This window comes from Pseudomonas fulva NBRC 16637 = DSM 17717 (assembly GCF_000730565.1).
Taxonomy (GTDB): Bacteria; Pseudomonadota; Gammaproteobacteria; order Pseudomonadales; family Pseudomonadaceae; genus Aquipseudomonas; species Aquipseudomonas fulva.
In genome coordinates this window covers 29,865-46,716 of record NZ_BBIQ01000024.1, presented here as the reverse complement: position 1 = coordinate 46,716, position 16,852 = coordinate 29,865, and the positions used below count along the sequence as shown (strand labels likewise).

Annotated in this window: 16 protein-coding genes; 9 read left to right on the top strand and 7 right to left on the bottom strand. The window is 62.3% G+C overall.

Features of this window, described 5'->3' with window-relative positions; translation table 11 throughout:
- Positions 1 to 22 precede the first annotated feature (22 nt).
- Entirely contained in the window at positions 23 to 2,158 is a 2,136-nt protein-coding gene (gene katE, locus PFU01S_RS19355; protein ID WP_028687758.1) for a catalase HPII, read from the top strand.
- A 45-nt stretch (positions 2,159 to 2,203) separates the two neighbouring features.
- Here the strand turns inward: katE and PFU01S_RS19350 are convergent, their stop codons facing one another.
- From PFU01S_RS19350 to zur, 4 genes are all read right to left on the bottom strand, one after another.
- Positions 2,204 to 2,911: a PA5502 family lipoprotein gene (locus PFU01S_RS19350; protein ID WP_027913243.1), complete on the bottom strand. Its 708-nt coding sequence runs from the start codon at positions 2,909 to 2,911 to the stop codon at positions 2,204 to 2,206.
- Positions 2,912 to 3,036: 125 nt separating this feature from the next.
- On the bottom strand, positions 3,037 to 3,819 hold the full coding sequence (gene znuB, locus PFU01S_RS19345) for a zinc ABC transporter permease subunit ZnuB (RefSeq protein WP_027913242.1): 783 nt from the start codon (positions 3,817 to 3,819) through the stop codon (positions 3,037 to 3,039).
- Positions 3,812 to 4,585, bottom strand: coding sequence for a zinc ABC transporter ATP-binding protein ZnuC (znuC, locus tag PFU01S_RS19340; RefSeq protein WP_027913241.1), 774 nt, complete (start codon positions 4,583 to 4,585; stop codon positions 3,812 to 3,814). The genes znuB and znuC overlap by 8 nt, the downstream gene beginning before the upstream one ends.
- Positions 4,582 to 5,067: a zinc uptake transcriptional repressor Zur gene (zur, locus tag PFU01S_RS19335; protein ID WP_027913240.1), complete on the bottom strand. Its 486-nt coding sequence runs from the start codon at positions 5,065 to 5,067 to the stop codon at positions 4,582 to 4,584. The genes znuC and zur overlap by 4 nt, the downstream gene beginning before the upstream one ends.
- Before the next feature lie 66 nt (positions 5,068 to 5,133).
- Between zur and PFU01S_RS19330 the strand changes: the two genes are divergently transcribed.
- Positions 5,134 to 6,039 (top strand): zinc ABC transporter substrate-binding protein ZnuA, encoded by a 906-nt coding sequence (locus PFU01S_RS19330; RefSeq protein WP_027913239.1) that lies wholly within the window; start codon positions 5,134 to 5,136, stop codon positions 6,037 to 6,039.
- A gap of 100 nt (positions 6,040 to 6,139) precedes the next feature.
- Here PFU01S_RS19330 and PFU01S_RS19325 read toward each other — a convergent pair whose 3' ends face one another.
- Both PFU01S_RS19325 and PFU01S_RS19320 read right to left on the bottom strand, forming a co-directional pair.
- A complete protein-coding gene (locus tag PFU01S_RS19325) occupies positions 6,140 to 7,090 on the bottom strand; it encodes a homoserine kinase (RefSeq protein WP_028687759.1) in 951 nt (316 codons plus the stop codon).
- A gap of 68 nt (positions 7,091 to 7,158) precedes the next feature.
- Positions 7,159 to 7,446 carry a DUF2782 domain-containing protein gene (locus PFU01S_RS19320; RefSeq protein WP_027913237.1) on the bottom strand — a complete coding sequence of 96 codons (288 nt, stop codon included), beginning with the start codon at positions 7,444 to 7,446 and terminating at the stop codon, positions 7,159 to 7,161.
- Positions 7,447 to 7,521: 75 nt separating this feature from the next.
- Between PFU01S_RS19320 and polA the strand changes: the two genes are divergently transcribed.
- Complete coding sequence (gene polA, locus PFU01S_RS19315; RefSeq protein WP_028687760.1) at positions 7,522 to 10,269, top strand: DNA polymerase I; 2,748 nt, start codon at positions 7,522 to 7,524, stop codon at positions 10,267 to 10,269.
- 298 nt (positions 10,270 to 10,567) lie between these two features.
- Here the strand turns inward: polA and yihA are convergent, their stop codons facing one another.
- Complete coding sequence (gene yihA / locus PFU01S_RS19310) at positions 10,568 to 11,200, bottom strand: ribosome biogenesis GTP-binding protein YihA/YsxC (protein WP_027913235.1); 633 nt, start codon at positions 11,198 to 11,200, stop codon at positions 10,568 to 10,570.
- Between the two features lie 228 nt (positions 11,201 to 11,428).
- On the opposite strand from yihA, the gene PFU01S_RS22745 reads away from it, so the two are divergent.
- From PFU01S_RS22745 to PFU01S_RS19285, 6 genes are all read left to right on the top strand, one after another.
- Positions 11,429 to 11,701, top strand: a complete 273-nt coding sequence (locus PFU01S_RS22745; protein ID WP_081783975.1) for a cytochrome c5 family protein — start codon at positions 11,429 to 11,431, stop codon at positions 11,699 to 11,701.
- Positions 11,702 to 11,732: 31 nt separating this feature from the next.
- On the top strand, positions 11,733 to 12,350 hold the full coding sequence (locus PFU01S_RS19305) for a c-type cytochrome (RefSeq protein ID WP_028687761.1): 618 nt from the start codon (positions 11,733 to 11,735) through the stop codon (positions 12,348 to 12,350).
- Between the two features lie 151 nt (positions 12,351 to 12,501).
- Positions 12,502 to 13,134 carry a thiol:disulfide interchange protein DsbA gene (gene dsbA / locus PFU01S_RS19300; RefSeq protein ID WP_028687762.1) on the top strand — a complete coding sequence of 211 codons (633 nt, stop codon included), beginning with the start codon at positions 12,502 to 12,504 and terminating at the stop codon, positions 13,132 to 13,134.
- 11 nt (positions 13,135 to 13,145) lie between these two features.
- Complete coding sequence (locus tag PFU01S_RS19295) at positions 13,146 to 14,000, top strand: endonuclease/exonuclease/phosphatase family protein (protein WP_027913232.1); 855 nt, start codon at positions 13,146 to 13,148, stop codon at positions 13,998 to 14,000.
- Between the two features lie 95 nt (positions 14,001 to 14,095).
- Positions 14,096 to 15,970 (top strand): GGDEF domain-containing protein, encoded by a 1,875-nt coding sequence (locus PFU01S_RS19290; protein ID WP_028687763.1) that lies wholly within the window; start codon positions 14,096 to 14,098, stop codon positions 15,968 to 15,970.
- A gap of 76 nt (positions 15,971 to 16,046) precedes the next feature.
- Positions 16,047 to 16,835 carry an N-acetylmuramoyl-L-alanine amidase gene (locus PFU01S_RS19285; protein WP_028687764.1) on the top strand — a complete coding sequence of 263 codons (789 nt, stop codon included), beginning with the start codon at positions 16,047 to 16,049 and terminating at the stop codon, positions 16,833 to 16,835.
- Positions 16,836 to 16,852: the final 17 nt, after the last annotated feature.

Genomic DNA, 16,852 nt, shown 5'->3' with positions numbered 1-16,852 from the left:
AGACTGATGAGGAAAGCCAACCATGCCCAGCAAGAACAAGGATGCGCCGAAGCACAGCGAGGCCGCAGGTACTCAGACCCCGGATCGGGCCAATACCAATGCCAAGTTGCAGAGCCTGGAAGCAGACCGCAGCGATGCCACCGGGCAGGCGCTGCGCACCAACCAGGGTGTGCGCATTTCGGACAACCAGAACACCTTGAAGGCCGGCGACCGCGGCCCCTCGCTGCTTGAAGACTTCATCATGCGCGAGAAAATCACCCATTTTGACCATGAGCGCATCCCGGAGCGGATCGTCCATGCACGAGGCACCGGTGCCCATGGTTATTTCCAGAGCTATGGCTGCCACGCCGAACTGACCAAGGCCGGTTTCCTGCAAGATCCGAAGAAGATCACCCCGGTATTTGTGCGCTTTTCCACCGTTCAGGGGCCGCGCGGCTCCGGTGACACGGTGCGCGACGTGCGCGGCTTTGCCGTGAAGTTCTATACCGATGAAGGCAACTTCGACCTGGTCGGCAACAACATGCCGGTGTTCTTTATCCAGGACGCCATCAAGTTCCCGGACTTCGTACACGCCGTCAAGCCCGAGCCGCATAACGAGATCCCCACCGGCGGTTCGGCCCACGACACCTTCTGGGACTTTGTCTCGTTGGTGCCTGAATCGGCGCACATGGTCGTCTGGGCCATGTCGGACCGCGCCATCCCACGCAGCCTGCGCATGATGGAAGGTTTCGGCGTGCACACCTTCCGTCTGGTCAACGCCGAAGGCGTGGCCCACTTCGTCAAGTTCCACTGGAAGCCCAGCGAGGGCGTGCATTCCGTGCTGTGGGACGAGGCGCAGAAACTGGCGGGCAAGGACACCGACTACCACCGTCGTGACCTGTGGGAAGCCATCGAAACCGGCGACTACCCGGAATGGGAACTCGGCGTGCAGATCGTGCCTGAGGCCGACGAGCACAAGTTCGACTTCGACCTGCTGGACCCGACCAAGATCATCCCTGAAGAGCTGGTCCCGGTCACCCCGCTGGGCAAGATGGTGCTCAATCGCAACCCGGACAACTTCTTCTCCGAGGTCGAGCAGATCGCTTTCTGCCCAGGCCACATCGTGCCGGGCATCGACTTCACCAATGACCCGTTACTGCAGGGTCGCCTGTTCTCCTACACCGATACTCAGATCAGCCGCCTGGGTGGCCCGAACTTCCACCAGATCCCGATCAATCGCCCGGTTGCCCCGAACCACAACAACCAGCGCGATGCGATGCACCAGCATATCGTGCACAAAGGCCGCGCCGCCTACGAGCCCAACTCCATCGACGGCGGCTGGCCGAAGGAAACCCCGCCCGGCCCACGCGACGGCGGTTTCGAGACGTATCAGGAGCGCGTCGATGCGCACAAGATTCGCCAGCGCAGCGACTCGTTCGGTGATCACTTCTCCCAGGCGCGCCTGTTCTTCCAGAGCATGAGCCCGACCGAGCAGCAGCACATCATCAAGGCCTACAGCTTTGAGTTGGGCAAGGTCGAGCGTGAGCACATCCGTGCGCGCCAGGTGAATGAGATTCTCGCCAACATCGACCTGAAGCTGGCAGCAGCCGTGGCGGAAAACCTGGGCCTGCCAGCCCCTAAAGCCGGCACCGTCAAGGTCAAGGGCAGCCAGCTGGCCGAATCGCCAGCCTTGAGCCAGATGAACCATCCGGGCAAGGTCGGGATCAAGGGTCGCAAGATCGCTGTACTGATCGCCAACGGCGTGGATGCCGCCAGCGTCGACAAGATGGTCAAGGCCCTGGAGGCGCAGAGCGCTCGCCCCATGCTGCTGGGCCCGACCTCGGCGCCTGTGAAGGCCGCCGACGGTACGCAACTGCCGGTAGATGCCTCCATGGAAGGCATGCCGTCAATCATGTTCGATGGCATCGTTGTACCCGCTGGCAAGGCGTCCACCGATGCCATGGCGGCCAGTGGCCTGGCCAAGCACTTCCTGCTTGAGGGCTACAAGCATCTCAAGGCGATGGTGCTGACCCAGGAACTGCTTGCAACGTTGGGCCTGAAGGAAGACAAGGGTCTGCTGACCGGCGACGACCAGAAGGCCATGGACGCGTTCGTCAAGGCAGTGGAAGGGCATCGCGTATGGGAGCGTGAAGCGGCTGCCGAAGCGGTTCCTGCTTAAACCCTCCGCGTGTCAGGGGCTGCATTGCAGCCCCTATCCACGGGCCTAGCGCTGGTGGGGGACCAGCACCACCTGAGCGGGCAACGCGCGCTGGATGTCGTGCTTTTGTTTCAGGTCGAAGGTGCTGTCGATCTTGCGAACACGCTTGGCCAGCAATGTCTTCAGCCACGGCGCATCCGCGCTGCGTGGCACCTGGAACACCACATCGCAACCATAATTGACCACGTCGGCGGCGATGTCATCGAGCTGCTGGCGCATGGCTTGGATGTCGGTGGTTTCCAACGCAATCACTGTACTGGGCGCACTGGGGTCGATAACTCGAGCCTTGGGCTTGGCTTCGGCAGCCTTGAGTGCGGCTTCGGCCTTGGCCAGCTCGGCCTTGCGCGCTTGTGAAACGGCATCACCGCCAGTGACCGCCGGTGCCTGTGGCATCAGTGCGCGCGCGCGCGCCAGGGCTGTGACCGCCGCATTCACGTCACCCTTCTGCAACATGATCTGGCTGCGTTGCAGGTAGGCTTCGGCCAGCTCGCGCTGGTATTGCTCGACGCGTCCATCGCCAGGCGACTGCGCTTGCAGGGAGACCAGTTGGTCTTCTGCGGTGGCCAGCTCGTTGCTGGCGATATTTTGTTGCAACTGCTGCCATGCATCAGGCTGGGCAGGCGTGCTGGCCTGTTCGACCGGTGCATGGGAGCACGCGGCAAGGAACAGGGAAAAGACGCCAACAAGCAGACAACGGGAGGCAAACGGCTTCATTCCTGCGGCTCTCTATTTGCGCAAAAAGCGAGCAAGTCTACACCCAGGTGCGCACGCTCGAAAACTGGTCTTACAGACCCTTTACTCCGCCGAAGGTTGCAAGGCAGGACTTGGACGCCTGTCGCTCACCGTTTGGGCAGGGCCAGACTCAGCAAGAATAGCACCGCAGCGCACACCACAATGGATGGACCGGCAGGCGTGTCCTTGAACCATGACAAGGCCAGCCCGCCGCAGACCGCTACCACGCCTATGACGCTGGCGCCTACGGCCATCTGCTCGGGAGAGCGCGCATGCCGCTGAGCGGCTGCCGCCGGAATGATCAGCAAAGAGGTGATCAGCAAGACGCCGACGATCTTCATGGCCACCGCGATGACCACGGCGATGAGCAGCATCAGCGCCATGCGCAACGCTGCAACCGGTAGCCCTTCGACCGTTGCCAGTTCTTCGTGGACGGTGACGGCGAGCAAGGGGCGCCACAAGACGGCGATCAGTACGAGTACCAGGGCGCTGCCGCCCAAAATCCAGGCAAGATCGGTCGGGCTGATGGCCAGCAGATCCCCGAACAGGTAAGCCATCAGGTCGATGCGCACGTCGTGCATGAAGCTCAGCACCACCAGGCCCAAGGACAAGGTACTGGGTGCCAGGATACCGAGCAGCGTGTCGGATGCCAGAGGCTGGCGTTGCTGCAAGGTCACCAGCAGAATCGCCAGCAACAGGCAGCCCACGGTGACGGCCAATGTGGGGCTGACATCCAGCACGAAGCCCAGGGCCACACCCAGCAAAGCAGCATGGGACAGGGTGTCGCCAAAGTAGGCCATGCGCCGCCAGACGACGAACGAGCCAAGGGGGCCAGCTACCAGCGCGAGGGACAGACCAGCGAGCAGGGCGTAGAGAAGAAAATCAGCCATGCTTGCAGTGCGCTCCGTGAACATGGGGGGCTGGGGCGACCACCGAACCGTGCAGGTCGTGACTGTGGTCATGATGATGGTGATAAATGGCCAGGCTGGGTGCGGTCTGGCCGAACAGTTCGACGAATGCCGGGTCACCGCTGACCTGTTCGGGATGACCGGAGCAGCACACATGGCGGTTCAGGCACACCACCTGATCGGTCGCACTCATGACCAGGTGCAGGTCGTGGGAAACCATCAATACGCCGCAACCCAGGCGGTCGCGCAGTCGGGTGATGAGGTTGTACAGCTCCGTCTGCCCTACCACGTCAACACCTTGCACCGGCTCGTCCAGCACCAGCAACTGCGGCTCTCGCAGCAGCGCACGGGCCAGCAGCACACGCTGCATTTCACCCCCGGACACAGTCTGGATGGGACTGTCGATCACGTGCTCGGCGCCGACCTCCTGAAGCGCCGACAGGGCCGCTGCGCGATCCACGCCAGGTACCAGGCGCAGAAAGCGCAGCACCGACAACGGCAGCGTGGCGTCGACCTGGATTTTTTGCGGCATGTAGCCAATGCGCAGCCGGGGTTTGCGCCATACCGAGCCGCGGTGTGGCTTGAGTAGCCCCAGCACGGCGCGGACCAGCGTGGTCTTGCCCGCTCCATTGGGCCCGATCAGGGTGACGATCTGGCCGGGTGCGACTGCCAAGTCGATGCTGTCGAGCACGGCCTCCCCGCCATAGGTGACGCCAACCTGCTCCAGGCGGATCAGCGCGTCGCTCATGCCGCGTCCTTGCAGTTGCTGCACACGCCCACGACCTCGACGGTCTGGTTCTCGACCGTGAAACCTACATGCCTGGCGCTGCCGACGATGGCATCGCTGATACTCGCCTGCTCCAGCTCAATGGCGATATGGCACAGTCGGCAAATGAGAAACTGCCCCTGGTGCGTATGCTCGGGATGGCTACAACCGATAAAGGCGTTGAGCGAAGCGATGCGGTGCACGAGACCGTTTTCCAGAAGGAAGTCCAGCGCGCGGTACACCGTTGGCGGCGCCGCGCGACGGCCATCCTGTTCGCTCAGCACCGCCAGGATGTCGTAGGCGCCCAGCGGTTTGTGGCTCTGCCACACCAGCTCCAGTACCCGGCGGCGCAGCGCCGTCAGGCGCAGCCCTTGACGAGCGCACAGAGCGTCGGCTTCAGCCAGGGCGCTGTGCACGCAATGGGAATGGTCATGAGGACGGGTGGCCAGCGGCGTAATGGACATGGGCAGCGACGATTCTGGATAGAGACGTTATTATGTTACCTGTTTCTGACGATTCGAGTACCTACCGTGGCCCGATTCCTTACCCTGTTTGTCGCTTTCATCGCATTTTCCGCCCACGCTGACGTGCATGTGCTGACCAGCATCAAGCCTCTGCAACAGATCGCCGCTGCTGTACAGGAAGGCGTCGGCAGCCCTGAAGTGCTGTTGCCGCCGGGTGCCTCGCCTCACCATTACGCACTGCGTCCCTCGGACGTGCGCAGGGTCGCGGAGGCGGATTTGCTGTACTGGATAGGCCCGGACATGGAGGGCTTTTTGCCCAAGGTGCTGACCAGCCGCAGCAAGACGACCGTCGCGGTACAGTCGCTGCCGGGCATGAAGCTGCGTCACTTTGGCGAGGACAGCCATTCCCACGACGAAGACCACGACGACCATGACCATGATCACCGCCCAGGCAGCCTGGATGCGCACTTGTGGTTGTCTTCGGTGAACGCCCGGGTGATCGCCGGGAAAATGGCCGCCGATCTCGCCAGCGTGGACCCTGCCAATGCCGACCGCTACACGCGTAACCTGGCGACCTTCACCCAGCGCCTGGACGCGCTCGACACCCGCATCAAGGCTCGGGTGGCGGGTGTGGCCGGTAAGCCTTACTTCGTGTTCCACGAGGCCTTCGATTATTTCGAGGCTGAGTATGGCCTCAAGCATACCGGCGTGTTCAGCGTGGCGTCTGAAGTGCAGCCCGGCGCTCAGCACGTGGCCGCCATGCGTAAGCGGCTGCAGGAAGTGGGCAAGACTTGCGTCTTCAGCGAGCCGCCCTTGCGCCCCCGGCTGGCCGAAACCCTGACAGCCGGTCTGCCGGTGCGCCTGGCCGAGCTCGATGCGCTGGGTGGCACCGATCCGGTGGATGCGCAAGGCTACGAGCGATTGCTCGACAAGCTAGGGGGCGACTTGGCGAGCTGCCTGGAGCAGCTGTAAAGGTACGCTGCGGCTGCATATCTGGGTTGGGCGCCCGGGGCAGCGCCTGATGCCTTCTGCCCCATGGGTAGGCGCACAGGGCCTGCCGCCAGGGTTTGGATCAGAGGGCGAACGGCAGCTTCACGGCCACCTGCTGGCGCTGCGCCAGGCGCACCTCGAACTCGCTTGGGTCGTGGATCATCACGTCCATGCCAGCAAAGGACTCTGCCGCGATCAAGCGAGACAGCCAGAACCGCACGCAGGCAACGCGCAACATCTGTGGCCAGAGTTCGGCTTCGGCTGCTGTGAACGGCCGTAATGCGGCGTAGGCGGCAAGCAAGGCCTGGGCGCGCGGCACATCGATGCCGGCCTGCGCATCCAGGCACCAGTCGTTCAGGGTAATGGCAATGTCATACAGCATCGGCCCCGAGCAGGCGTTGTAGAAGTCGATGACCCCGGACAGATGGGTGCCCTCGAACATCACGTTGTCGCGGAACAGGTCGGCATGCAGGTTGGCCCGGGGCAGTGCCAGGATCTGCGCCTGGTGGGCGGCGATTTCATCCAGCGCCGGTTGCAGCAGGCTCGCCTGCTCGGCGTTCAGGCGCGGCAGCAGTTCAGCCCCGGCGGCCAGCATCCACTCAAGGCCTCGGTCCGTGCGGCGCTCGATGATGTGTTCACGGGTGGCCAGGTGAATGTGTGCGAGCAGGTCACCGACCTGGGCACAATGCTGGGCATTGGGCGCCTTGATGTGTTTGCCCGAGAGCCTGGGTTGCAGCAACGCCGGTTTGCCGCACAGTTCGCGCAGGCCATGGCCGTCACGGTCACGAATGGCGTAGGGCACTGGCATCCGGGCCGTGTGCAGGGTATCGAGCAGCTCGATGAAGAACGGCATGTCCTCGCTGGGCCCACGCTCGATCAGCGTCAGCACGAACTCCCCCTGTTCGAGGCTGACGAAGAAGTTGCTGTTCTCGGTGCCGGCGGCGATACCCTGGAAATCGAGCAGGCGACCCAGCTCATAAGGTGCCAGAAAGGTTTCCAGCTCAGGCCGGGTCACGGGGGTGAAGACTGACATGATGAAAGATTGCCCATGCAGGCACTTCTGGCCGAAGTGCCGGGTTGATGTGAACGGTGCGCGTCAGATTACCACTCGAAGATCTTCCAGGACGGAATCAGCATGTCCGGCTGGTCGGAACGAATGAAATTGCCATCGGAGCCATCGGCGCGTACCAGAAAGTAAGGCTTGCCATGTTTGGGCGTGATCTTGATCGCATACAGGAAGCCGTTTTGGCGATATTCCTGGATGGTCTTGTCGCCTTCCGTGCGAATGGTCACCTCGGGATCGGCCGAGGGCGCGTCATCCGCCGCCAAGGTAACGACGGGCAGACCTGCCATCAGGCAGAGCAGTAACAGGCGATTGAGTGTACGCATGATAACCTAGTCCCTTTGTCGTCAATGATTCTGGCTATTCTAGCGCCGGACCCGTCGAAAAGGTTGATTCTGCTCATGAGCCAAGCGCCCCTCGTCCTCGTGGACGGTTCCTCCTACCTTTATCGCGCCTTCCATGCCTTGCCCCCGCTGACCACGTCCAAGGGCATGCCAACCGGTGCGGTGAAGGGTGTGCTCAACATGCTCAAGAGCCTGCGCAGGCAGTACCCGGACAGCTTGTTCGCCGTGGTGTTCGACGCCAAGGGCGGCACGTTCCGCGACACCCTGTTCGCCGACTACAAGGCCAACCGCCCCAGCATGCCTGACGATCTGCGGGTGCAGATCGAGCCGCTGCATGCCAGCGTCAAGGCCATGGGCTACCCACTGTTGTGCGTCGAAGGGGTCGAAGCTGACGATGTCATCGGTACCTTGGCACGCAGCAGCGCGGCGCTGGACCGGCCGGTCATCATTTCCACCGGCGACAAGGACATGGCGCAACTGGTCGACGGGCACATTACCCTGGTCAACACCATGACCGGTAGCGTGCTGGACGTGGCTGGCGTGCACGAGAAATTCGGGGTCGGCCCCGAGCACATCATCGACTTCCTGGCGCTGATGGGCGACAAGGTGGACAACATTCCAGGTGTGCCTGGTGTGGGTGAAAAGACCGCCGTCGGGCTGTTGACCGGGATCGGCGGGGGGCTCAGCGACCTGTACGCGAACCTGGACAAGGTGCCTGCGCTGCCCATTCGAGGCGCCAAGAGCCTGCCCGCCAAGCTTGAAGAACACCGTGAAGCGGCTTTCATGTCGTACGAGCTGGCCACCATCAAGATCGATGTGCCGCTGGACATCGAAGTCGATGCGCTGGTGTGCGGCGAACCAGACCGCGAGGCGCTGCTGGCGCTATATACCGAAATGGAGTTCAAGAGCTGGATTGCCGACCTGCAGCGCGATGCGGCTCGGGAAGGGGACCAGTTGCCCCCGGTAGAGGCCCCGGCGGCCATGGTCGAGGCCCGCTATGAAACCATCCTTGACCAGGACCGCTTCGACGCCTGGCTTGAGAAACTGCGCCAGGCACCGCTGTTCGCGTTCGATACCGAAACCACCGGCCTCGATGCGCAGCGCGCCCAGCTGGTAGGGATTTCCTTCGCCGTCGAGCCCCATGAAGCGGCCTACGTCCCCTTGATGCACGACTACGAAGGCGCCCCTGCCCAGTTGGACCGTGAGGCCGTTCTGCTCGCGCTCAAGCCCTTGTTGGAGGACCCGGCAAAAGCCAAGGTAGGCCAGAACGCCAAGTACGACATCAACATCCTTGCCAATGGTTCTCCCGCGATCCAGGTGCAGGGGGTGGCCTATGACACCATGCTCGAATCGTACGTGTTCAACTCGACCGGCACGCGGCACGACATGGACAGCCTGGCGCAAAAGTACCTTGGGCATACCACCATTGCGTTCGAGGACATTGCAGGCAAAGGTGCCAAGCAGCTGACCTTCAACCAGATCCATCTGGACAAGGCCGGCCCCTACGCGGCCGAAGATGCCGACATCACCCTGCGCCTGCACCAGGCATTGCAGGCGCACATGGCCAAGACCCCCAGTGTGCAGCCGGTGCTCACGGACATCGAAATGCCGCTGGTGCCGGTGCTGGCCAAGATCGAGCGCCAGGGCGCGTTGGTCGATGCGGCGCTGTTGCACGTCCAGAGCGGCGAGCTGGGTGTGAAGATGGCCGAGCTGGAACAGCGGGCCTTCGAACTGGCTGGTGAGGAATTCAACCTGGGTTCGCCCAAGCAGCTGGGCGCGATCCTGTACGACAAGCTGGGCATGCCGGTGATCAGCAAGACGGCCAAGGGCCAGCCATCGACGGCAGAAGCTGTGCTGGACGAGCTGGCCGAGCAAGGGTACCCACTGCCTGAAGTGCTGATGCAGTACCGCAGCCTGAGCAAGCTCAAGAGCACCTACACCGACAAGCTGCCGGGGCAGATCAACCCTCGCACGGGGCGAATCCACACGTCGTACCAGCAGGCAGTGGCGGCCACGGGCCGGTTGTCGTCCAGTGACCCGAACTTGCAGAACATTCCGATCCGCACGGCCGAAGGCCGGCGAATCCGCCAGGCCTTCATCGCAAGCCCTGGCTACAAGCTGCTGGCCGCCGACTATTCCCAGATCGAGCTGCGCATCATGGCGCACCTGGCCAAGGACGAAGGCTTGCTGCACGCGTTCCAGAACGATCTGGACGTGCACCGGGCGACGGCGGCCGAAGTATTTGGCGTTGCGCTCGAACAGGTCACCCATGACCAGCGGCGCAGCGCCAAGGCGATCAACTTCGGGCTGATCTACGGCATGAGCGCCTTTGGTCTCGCCAAGCAGATCGGGGTGGACCGCAAGCAGTCCCAGGATTACATCGATCGTTACTTCACACGCTATCCAGGGGTGTTGGCCTACATGGAGCGTACCCGTGCCCAGGCCGCAGAGCAGGGGTTCGTGGAAACCCTGTTTGGTCGCCGGCTCTACCTGCCTGATATCAACGCCAAGAACCCAGCCTTGCGCCGGGGAGCCGAGCGCACGGCGATCAACGCGCCGATGCAGGGTACGGCTGCCGACATCATCAAGCGCGCCATGGTCAATGTGGACAACTGGCTGACCGAAAGCGCACTGGATGCGCGGGTGATCCTGCAGGTGCACGACGAACTTGTTCTTGAGGTGCGCGAAGACCTCGTGGATCTGGTGAAAGATGAAATTCGAAAGCACATGAGTCAGGCGGCGCAACTGGACGTGCCGTTGCTGGTCGAGGCCGGTGTGGGCGCAAACTGGGACGAAGCCCACTGATTGCGCGGGCCAAGGGGCGTTGTGGTGCGGTTTGCCGTCACAGTCGCCTTGGCCTGTCACAACCGGTTTCATGAAACTGTCGCAAATAGTTCCAGGCCCCAGGAACTAAAGCAGTGAACTGCAACTCAGAGTACCTGAATGGCTGGTGAAGCCGTTCGATGCTCCTATGTTGTGTTAAGTGTTGGCAGATATCCGGACCCCGCCCTAGCGGTCCGGGCTTGGACCCCGAACTTCCCCCTCCCCATACGAAGTCCGGGGTTTTTTTTGCCTGAAATTTGCCTGGCGCGGGCCTTGGCCCTCAGGCGACAGGCTTGTCTTCGAGCTCCATCCAGTCGGCCAGCACGCGGTAGGCGTCTTCAAGGCCCAGGCGCTTGGGGGCCGAGAACAGTTGGATGGTCACGCCTTCGCCCCAGCCTTTCCTGATCTCCGATTGCACCTTGAGCAAGGTGTTCTTGGCGGCGCCATGGGTGAGCTTGTCGGCCTTGGTCAGCAAGATATGCATGGGCATGCCGCTGGCCTTGGCCCAATCGAGCATCATCTTGTCGAAATCCGTCATCGGGTGGCGGACATCCATCATCAGGATCACGCCACGCAGGCATTCGCGGCTGCCCAGATAAGCTTCCAGGTGGCGCTGCCAGTGCTGCTTGAGGGGGATGGGCACCTTGGCGTAGCCGTAGCCCGGTAAGTCGACCAGGCGGCGTTCGTCATCCAGGCTGAAGAAGTTCAGCAACTGGGTGCGGCCGGGCGTTTTCGAGGTGCGGGCCAGGCTGGCGTGGGTCAGCGTATTCAGCGCGCTGGATTTACCGGCGTTGGAGCGGCCGGCGAAGGCCACCTCGTAACCCTGGTCGTCCGGGCATTGTTCGACCTTGGCAGCGCTGAGGGCGAATTTGGCTTTCTGGCACAGGCCGAGGATGGGGTTCTTGACTTGCATGGGATATCCGATGTGGTGATGCCAGCCCCCTGTTGAGCGGGACCTGGCAAGCGGTGTCGTTTCCGTTTGGGTGGCGGAAGTATATAATGCCCCAGTTTTTGTGTGCTCTTTCTCCCGGCTTTGGGGAACGAGCATGGGGTGTCGAACATGAGCTTGCGCATTAGAACGCAGCGCGGCCCCCAACCCTGAACGTCATGGCGCAATACGCAATGGCCGCTTGCTGTCGGTCTGTTCCTGCCGGTTTTCAGCGCACAGGCTACACAGGATTCCGAGGTGTTGTACAACCGCGTGTGCGCGGCGGGTACAGCGAACGCCTGCTCCATGAGCCCAGAGGGGCGATCGGGCAACCTGATTCCTGATCTGGCGCAATGCATGAATATCTCGGCACGGCACAATGCTCAGGGTTTCAAGGCTATGCCGCCGCGTGGATTGTGCATGGACTGCAGTGCCGAGGACTACCGTCTGGTCATCCTTTGGATGAATGGCAGTCCCGATACATAACATTTCACCCCTAGCCGTGTTGGATTAGCTGATGAACAAACTAGTCGTGAGTCTGCTGTTGAGCCTAGGTGTCGCAGGTGCGGCCACTGCTGCGCAGCCCGTCAAAGGCGATGCCGCCGCAGGTCAGGCCAAGACGGCCGTCTGCGGGGCCTGCCACAACCCAGATGGCAATAGCCTGGCACCGAACTTCCCCAAGCTGGCAGGTCAAGGCCAGCGCTACCTCGAAAAACAAATGCACGATATCAAGTCCGGCAAACGCGTCGTGCTGGAAATGACCGGTATGCTCGCCGGCTTCAACGACCAGGACCTGGCCGATATCGCGGCATATTTTGCCAGCCAGAAAGGCAGCGTGGGCGCGGCCGACCCTACGCTGGTCGAGCGCGGGCGTGCGCTGTTCAACGGTGGCGACCTGGACAAGGGCATGCCGGCCTGCACGGGCTGCCACTCGCCTGACGGGGCGGGTATCGCACTGGCCGGGTTCCCTCACCTGAGCGGGCAGCATGCCCAGTACGTGAGCAAGCAGCTGACGGACTTCCGTGAAGGCAATCGCACCAACGATGGGGATGCCATGACCATGCGCACCATCGCCGGGAAGCTCAGTAACCATGACATCGAGGCATTGGCCAGCTACATCCAGGGCCTGCATTAATGCCCGGTTAATGTTGAAAGCCAAAGATGAAAGGGCGGCGCGGCTGCCCTTTTTTTCGTCCGCAGCCGTTACACTACAGAACTAGAGCCCTTCCCGGCCTGTCTCAATCCAGGTCGTGCCGTGGCGACCCATGACTGCTCAGGAGTAAAGCATGCGTAAACTGATTCTCAGCGCTGCGCTGGTCGCTGCCAGCGTACTTGGTATGACTTCCGTTCAGGCCGCAGAGCCTGTAGCCGGCAAGGAGTATGTCGAGCTGAGCAACCCGGTTCCGGTTTCCGTGCCTGGCAAGATCGAAGTGGTCGAGTTGTTCTGGTATGGCTGCCCGCATTGCTATCACTTCGAGCCTGTCATCAACCCGTGGGTCGACAAGCTGCCCAAGGACGTCAACTTCAAGCGTGTGCCGGCCATGTTCGGTGGCCCTTGGGATGCCCATGGCCAGATGTTCCTGACTCTGGAAGCGATGGGCGTCGAGCACAAGGTGCACGCGGCGGTATTCGACGCCATCCAGAACCAGCACAAGCGCCTGACAGACCCAGAAGACATGGCCGCTTTCCTGGCACCGCAGGGGGTGGACAAGGACAAGTTCCTGGCCACCTACAACTCTTTCGCCATCAAGGGCCAGGTCAACCAGGCGAAAGAACTGGCCAAGAAGTATGAAATCACTGGCGTTCCCAGCATGGTGGTCAACGGTAAGTACCGCTTCGACCTGGGCACCGCTGGCGGACCAGAGGGCGTCCTCAACGTGGCCGACCAGCTGATCGACAAGGAGCGCGCTGCCAAATAGGCAGCGCAACCATGCCTCGCCTACGGGTCACGCGCGGCGTTGCCCTGCCCCAGCCGCAGGTCAACGAGCATCACTTGCAAGCCCCCGGCTTGCCAGAAGATGGTCGTCTGCGGCTGCTCAGCTTCAACATCCAGGTGGGCATTAGTACCGAGCGCTATCGGCATTACCTGACGCGCAGCTGGCAGCACCTGCTGCCGCACACTGGCCGAGCCAGCAACTTGCAGAAAATCGGTAAGTTGCTTGGGGACTTCGACCTGGTGGCCCTGCAAGAGGCGGATGGGGGCAGCTTGCGCTCGGGCTATGTCAATCAGGTCGAGCATCTGGCCCAACTGGGTGCCTTCCCCTATTGGTACCAACAGCTCAATCGCAACCTTGGGCGCTTCGCTCAGCACAGTAATGGCGTACTCAGTCGCTTGAAGCCTCACCAACTCGAGGATCACCCACTGCCTGGCCCAGCAGGGCGCGGGGCTATCCTGGTGCGCTTCGGCGAGGGTGAGGATGCGCTGATCGTAGTCATGATGCACTTGGCCTTGGGCGCCAAGACCCGTGCACTGCAGCTGGCCTACATCCGCGAACTGATCGGCGGGTATCGCCATCAGGTGTTGATGGGGGACATGAACACCCATGCTACCGACCTGCTCGAGCATTCACCGTTGCGCGACCTTGGCCTGATTGCGCCTCAGGTGGAGGCCACCTTCCCCAGTTGGCGACCACAGCGCTGCCTGGACCATATCCTGCTCAGCCCGAGCCTTACCCTGGAAAGAGTCGAAGTGCTGGCCCAGCCGATTTCCGACCATCTTCCTGTGGCCGTCGAGATCCGATTGCCTGATGCATTGACTGTGGATACGCTGCCGGCCTTGAGCTGAATCAACTGACGCCTCGCTTGCCCTCAAGTGTCCCGGGCACGCGCCGACAGTGTGTATCAGACAGCCCCAGTTGTATCACCCGTGCGGACACAGGCATGACCGAAGAAGCCGAGCGCTGGAAAGAAAAATACCTGATAAGCATTGAGCAACAGGAGAGGCTCGAACGTCGCTGGGAGGCGCGCCTGGACTTGCTGCGCCGAGGCCTGGTTCGCAGTACGTTAGCCGCTGAGGGCAGCGACAAGGTCGTCGACCAGTGCATGAAGGAAATGCGCGAGGTCATTCGCAGTGACAACATGGATGCCGGGCTTGCCGGCCTTATCCCCCGTCTTGAAAAAGCGGTACTGGAGTCTGAGCAGCGCCGCGAAACCCGCATGAACCAAGTGGGCGATGCGCTGACGGCACTGGTCGATCAGTTGCAAGGCCTGCCGTTGACCAGCGATGTCTCCAGGCCGTTGAAGAAGCTTGCCAAGCGGCTGGAGGCCGGTGTCACCCAGTCTCGCGATCTGCCGCCGCTGCTGGGGGAACTCAGTGGGCTGCAAGGGCGTGCGCTGGCCGCGCTGGACAGGCCCGAAGCCAGTTCGCGGGGCGGCTTTTTGCAGCGGTTGTTCAAAGGTCGCGATGACCTGGCGCCCGTCGAGGCCGCCAGCGAGCAGGCGCCGGGCCTCGTCCCTGCTGCCTCGCAGCCCCTGGTTCAGGAAGCGTCCATTGTCCCTCAGCACGATGGGCATGAGGACAGCGATGCGTCCCCGTCACTGATCGAGTCTGAACAAATGTCGGGTGGCGAGCCGCCGCCCGTGCCCCCGGCACCTGGTCCGGCAATGGACGTGCCATTGCAAAGTGGGGGTGAGGATGATTCGACCCCTTTGGCTGATGTCCCGTTGTCTGACCAAGAGGCCTATGCCCTGCCCTACGCAGTCGAGCCGCCATACAGCCAGGTGGCCGCCCATATCGAGCAGACGCTGCTCGGTCTGCTGGATGACCTGAGCCTGCCGGACCGCCACAAGGCGCAGGCGCAGGCGATGCGCGAACGGGTGGCGCGCGGCATGAACTGGTACGAGTTGATTCCGGTGCTGGATGATCTTGCCGTGTTGTTGCTGGCGATCTCCGACAGCGGCCAGCATGAGTTCGAAACCTATCTGCAATTGCTCAATGAGCGGCTCGAGGGTTTCCACGGCCACTTGCAGGCCGCCAGCGCAGGTCACGCCGACAACAGCAGTGCGGCACGCGAACTGGATACGCAATTGCGTGAGCAGGTGGACGGGCTGCAAACCGACATGCAAGGCGCCGCAGACGTATCGAGCTTGAAGCACCTGCTCGAAAGCCGGCTCGAAGGCTTGCTGATGACGATGGACCAGCACCAGCACGAGCGCGATCGCCGCGAGCAGGCGCTGGCTGGGCGTCTGCAGGGGCTGTCCGAGCGCGTGGCCAGCATGGAGCAGGAAGCGCTGGGTTACCGTGAGCACCTGGAGGAGCAGCGGCAGAAGGCGTTGCTTGACCCACTGACCGGCTTGCCCAATCGTGCGGCCTGGAGCGAGCAAATCGAGCGCGAGATGCAGCGCTGGCAGGAAAACGGCGGCGACTTGGCCATGGCGATTCTGGACCTGGATCATTTCAAGCAGATCAACGACGGCTATGGGCATCTGGCCGGTGATAAGGTACTGAAGATCGTGGCCGATCAGTTGCGCAAACGGCTGCGGGGCCAGGATTTCATTGCCCGCTTCGGGGGCGAGGAGTTCGTGCTGCTGCTGCCCGACACCTCGCCGGCAGACGCGTTACAGGTCGTCGAAACGATGCGCCTTGCCGTAGAGGCCTGCCCGTTTCACTTCAAGGGGGAGCGGGTGGTGGTATCCACGTCCATCGGGTTGAGCGCGTTCAGGCCTGGCGAGGTGGCCGATCAGGTGCTCAAGCGTGCCGACGCAGCGCTTTACCGTGCCAAGCAACGGGGGCGCAACTGCGTGGAGCAGCACTGACCGAGCGCCTGGCAAGGGCGAGCGCAGATGCGGGGAGAGCGTTATACTGTAGCGCTTATTCGCTGAGGCCACTGCCGTGCTTTCCACGCTGAAAAAATCACTGATCACCCTGCTGCTGCTGACTGTCGCCGGTTGCTCCACGGGCTTGCGCATCGACCGCAGCCACCCGTCAGCCAACCAAGACAACCGCATTCAGTTCGTGGTGCTGCACTATACCAATGCTTCACTGGAGCGCTCGTTGGCGTTGCTGACCCATGGCGAGGTCAGCAGCCACTACCTGATCGGTGATGGCCCCGCAACTGTCTACCAATTGGTGGATGAAAGCAGGCGGGCCTGGCACGCTGGCGACAGCCAGTGGCAAGGCAGAACCTGGTTGAATTCATCGTCCATCGGTATCGAGATCGTCAACGCTGGCTTTACCGATACGCCTGCCGGGCGGGTATGGCACCCCTACAGCGAAGCGCAGATCCAGTCGCTGATCGCGCTGCTCAAGGATATCGTCAAGCGTAATGGCATCGAGCCTCGGCACATCATTGGCCATAGCGACATCGCCCCACTGCGCAAGCAGGACCCCGGCCCGCTGTTCCCGTGGAAACGTTTGGCCGACGCCGGCCTGGGTGTGTGGCCTGACGCCTCTAGCGTGGCTCGCCAGCAGGCCTACTTCGAGGTCAATCCTCCTACGGTTGGATGGTACCAGCAGGCGCTTGCCCGATTTGGCTACGCCATCGAGCAGACGGGCGTGCTCGATGTCCAGACTCAGCACGTGATCGCGGCGTTCCAGATGCGCTTCCGACCTCAACGCTTCGACGGCCAGCCCGATGCGCAGACGGCCGCCATGCTCGAGGTGCTCAACCGCATGCGGTAAAGCGTTGACGGCTGCCG

Coding starts and splice junctions, on each gene's coding strand:
- yihA (WP_027913235.1), bottom strand. CDS start 11,200: ATGCAAGTCAAGAACCCCATCCTCGGCCTGTGCCAGAAAGCCAAATTC.
- PFU01S_RS19290 (WP_028687763.1), top strand. CDS start 14,096: ATGACCGAAGAAGCCGAGCGCTGGAAAGAAAAATACCTGATAAGCATT.
- znuC (WP_027913241.1), bottom strand. CDS start 4,585: ATGAGCGACGCGCTGATCCGCCTGGAGCAGGTTGGCGTCACCTATGGC.
- PFU01S_RS19295 (WP_027913232.1), top strand. CDS start 13,146: ATGCCTCGCCTACGGGTCACGCGCGGCGTTGCCCTGCCCCAGCCGCAG.
- PFU01S_RS19305 (WP_028687761.1), top strand. CDS start 11,733: ATGAACAAACTAGTCGTGAGTCTGCTGTTGAGCCTAGGTGTCGCAGGT.
- znuB (WP_027913242.1), bottom strand. CDS start 3,819: ATGGCTGATTTTCTTCTCTACGCCCTGCTCGCTGGTCTGTCCCTCGCG.
- polA (WP_028687760.1), top strand. CDS start 7,522: ATGAGCCAAGCGCCCCTCGTCCTCGTGGACGGTTCCTCCTACCTTTAT.
- katE (WP_028687758.1), top strand. CDS start 23: ATGCCCAGCAAGAACAAGGATGCGCCGAAGCACAGCGAGGCCGCAGGT.
- dsbA (WP_028687762.1), top strand. CDS start 12,502: ATGCGTAAACTGATTCTCAGCGCTGCGCTGGTCGCTGCCAGCGTACTT.
- PFU01S_RS19325 (WP_028687759.1), bottom strand. CDS start 7,090: ATGTCAGTCTTCACCCCCGTGACCCGGCCTGAGCTGGAAACCTTTCTG.
- zur (WP_027913240.1), bottom strand. CDS start 5,067: ATGTCCATTACGCCGCTGGCCACCCGTCCTCATGACCATTCCCATTGC.
- PFU01S_RS19320 (WP_027913237.1), bottom strand. CDS start 7,446: ATGCGTACACTCAATCGCCTGTTACTGCTCTGCCTGATGGCAGGTCTG.
- PFU01S_RS19350 (WP_027913243.1), bottom strand. CDS start 2,911: ATGAAGCCGTTTGCCTCCCGTTGTCTGCTTGTTGGCGTCTTTTCCCTG.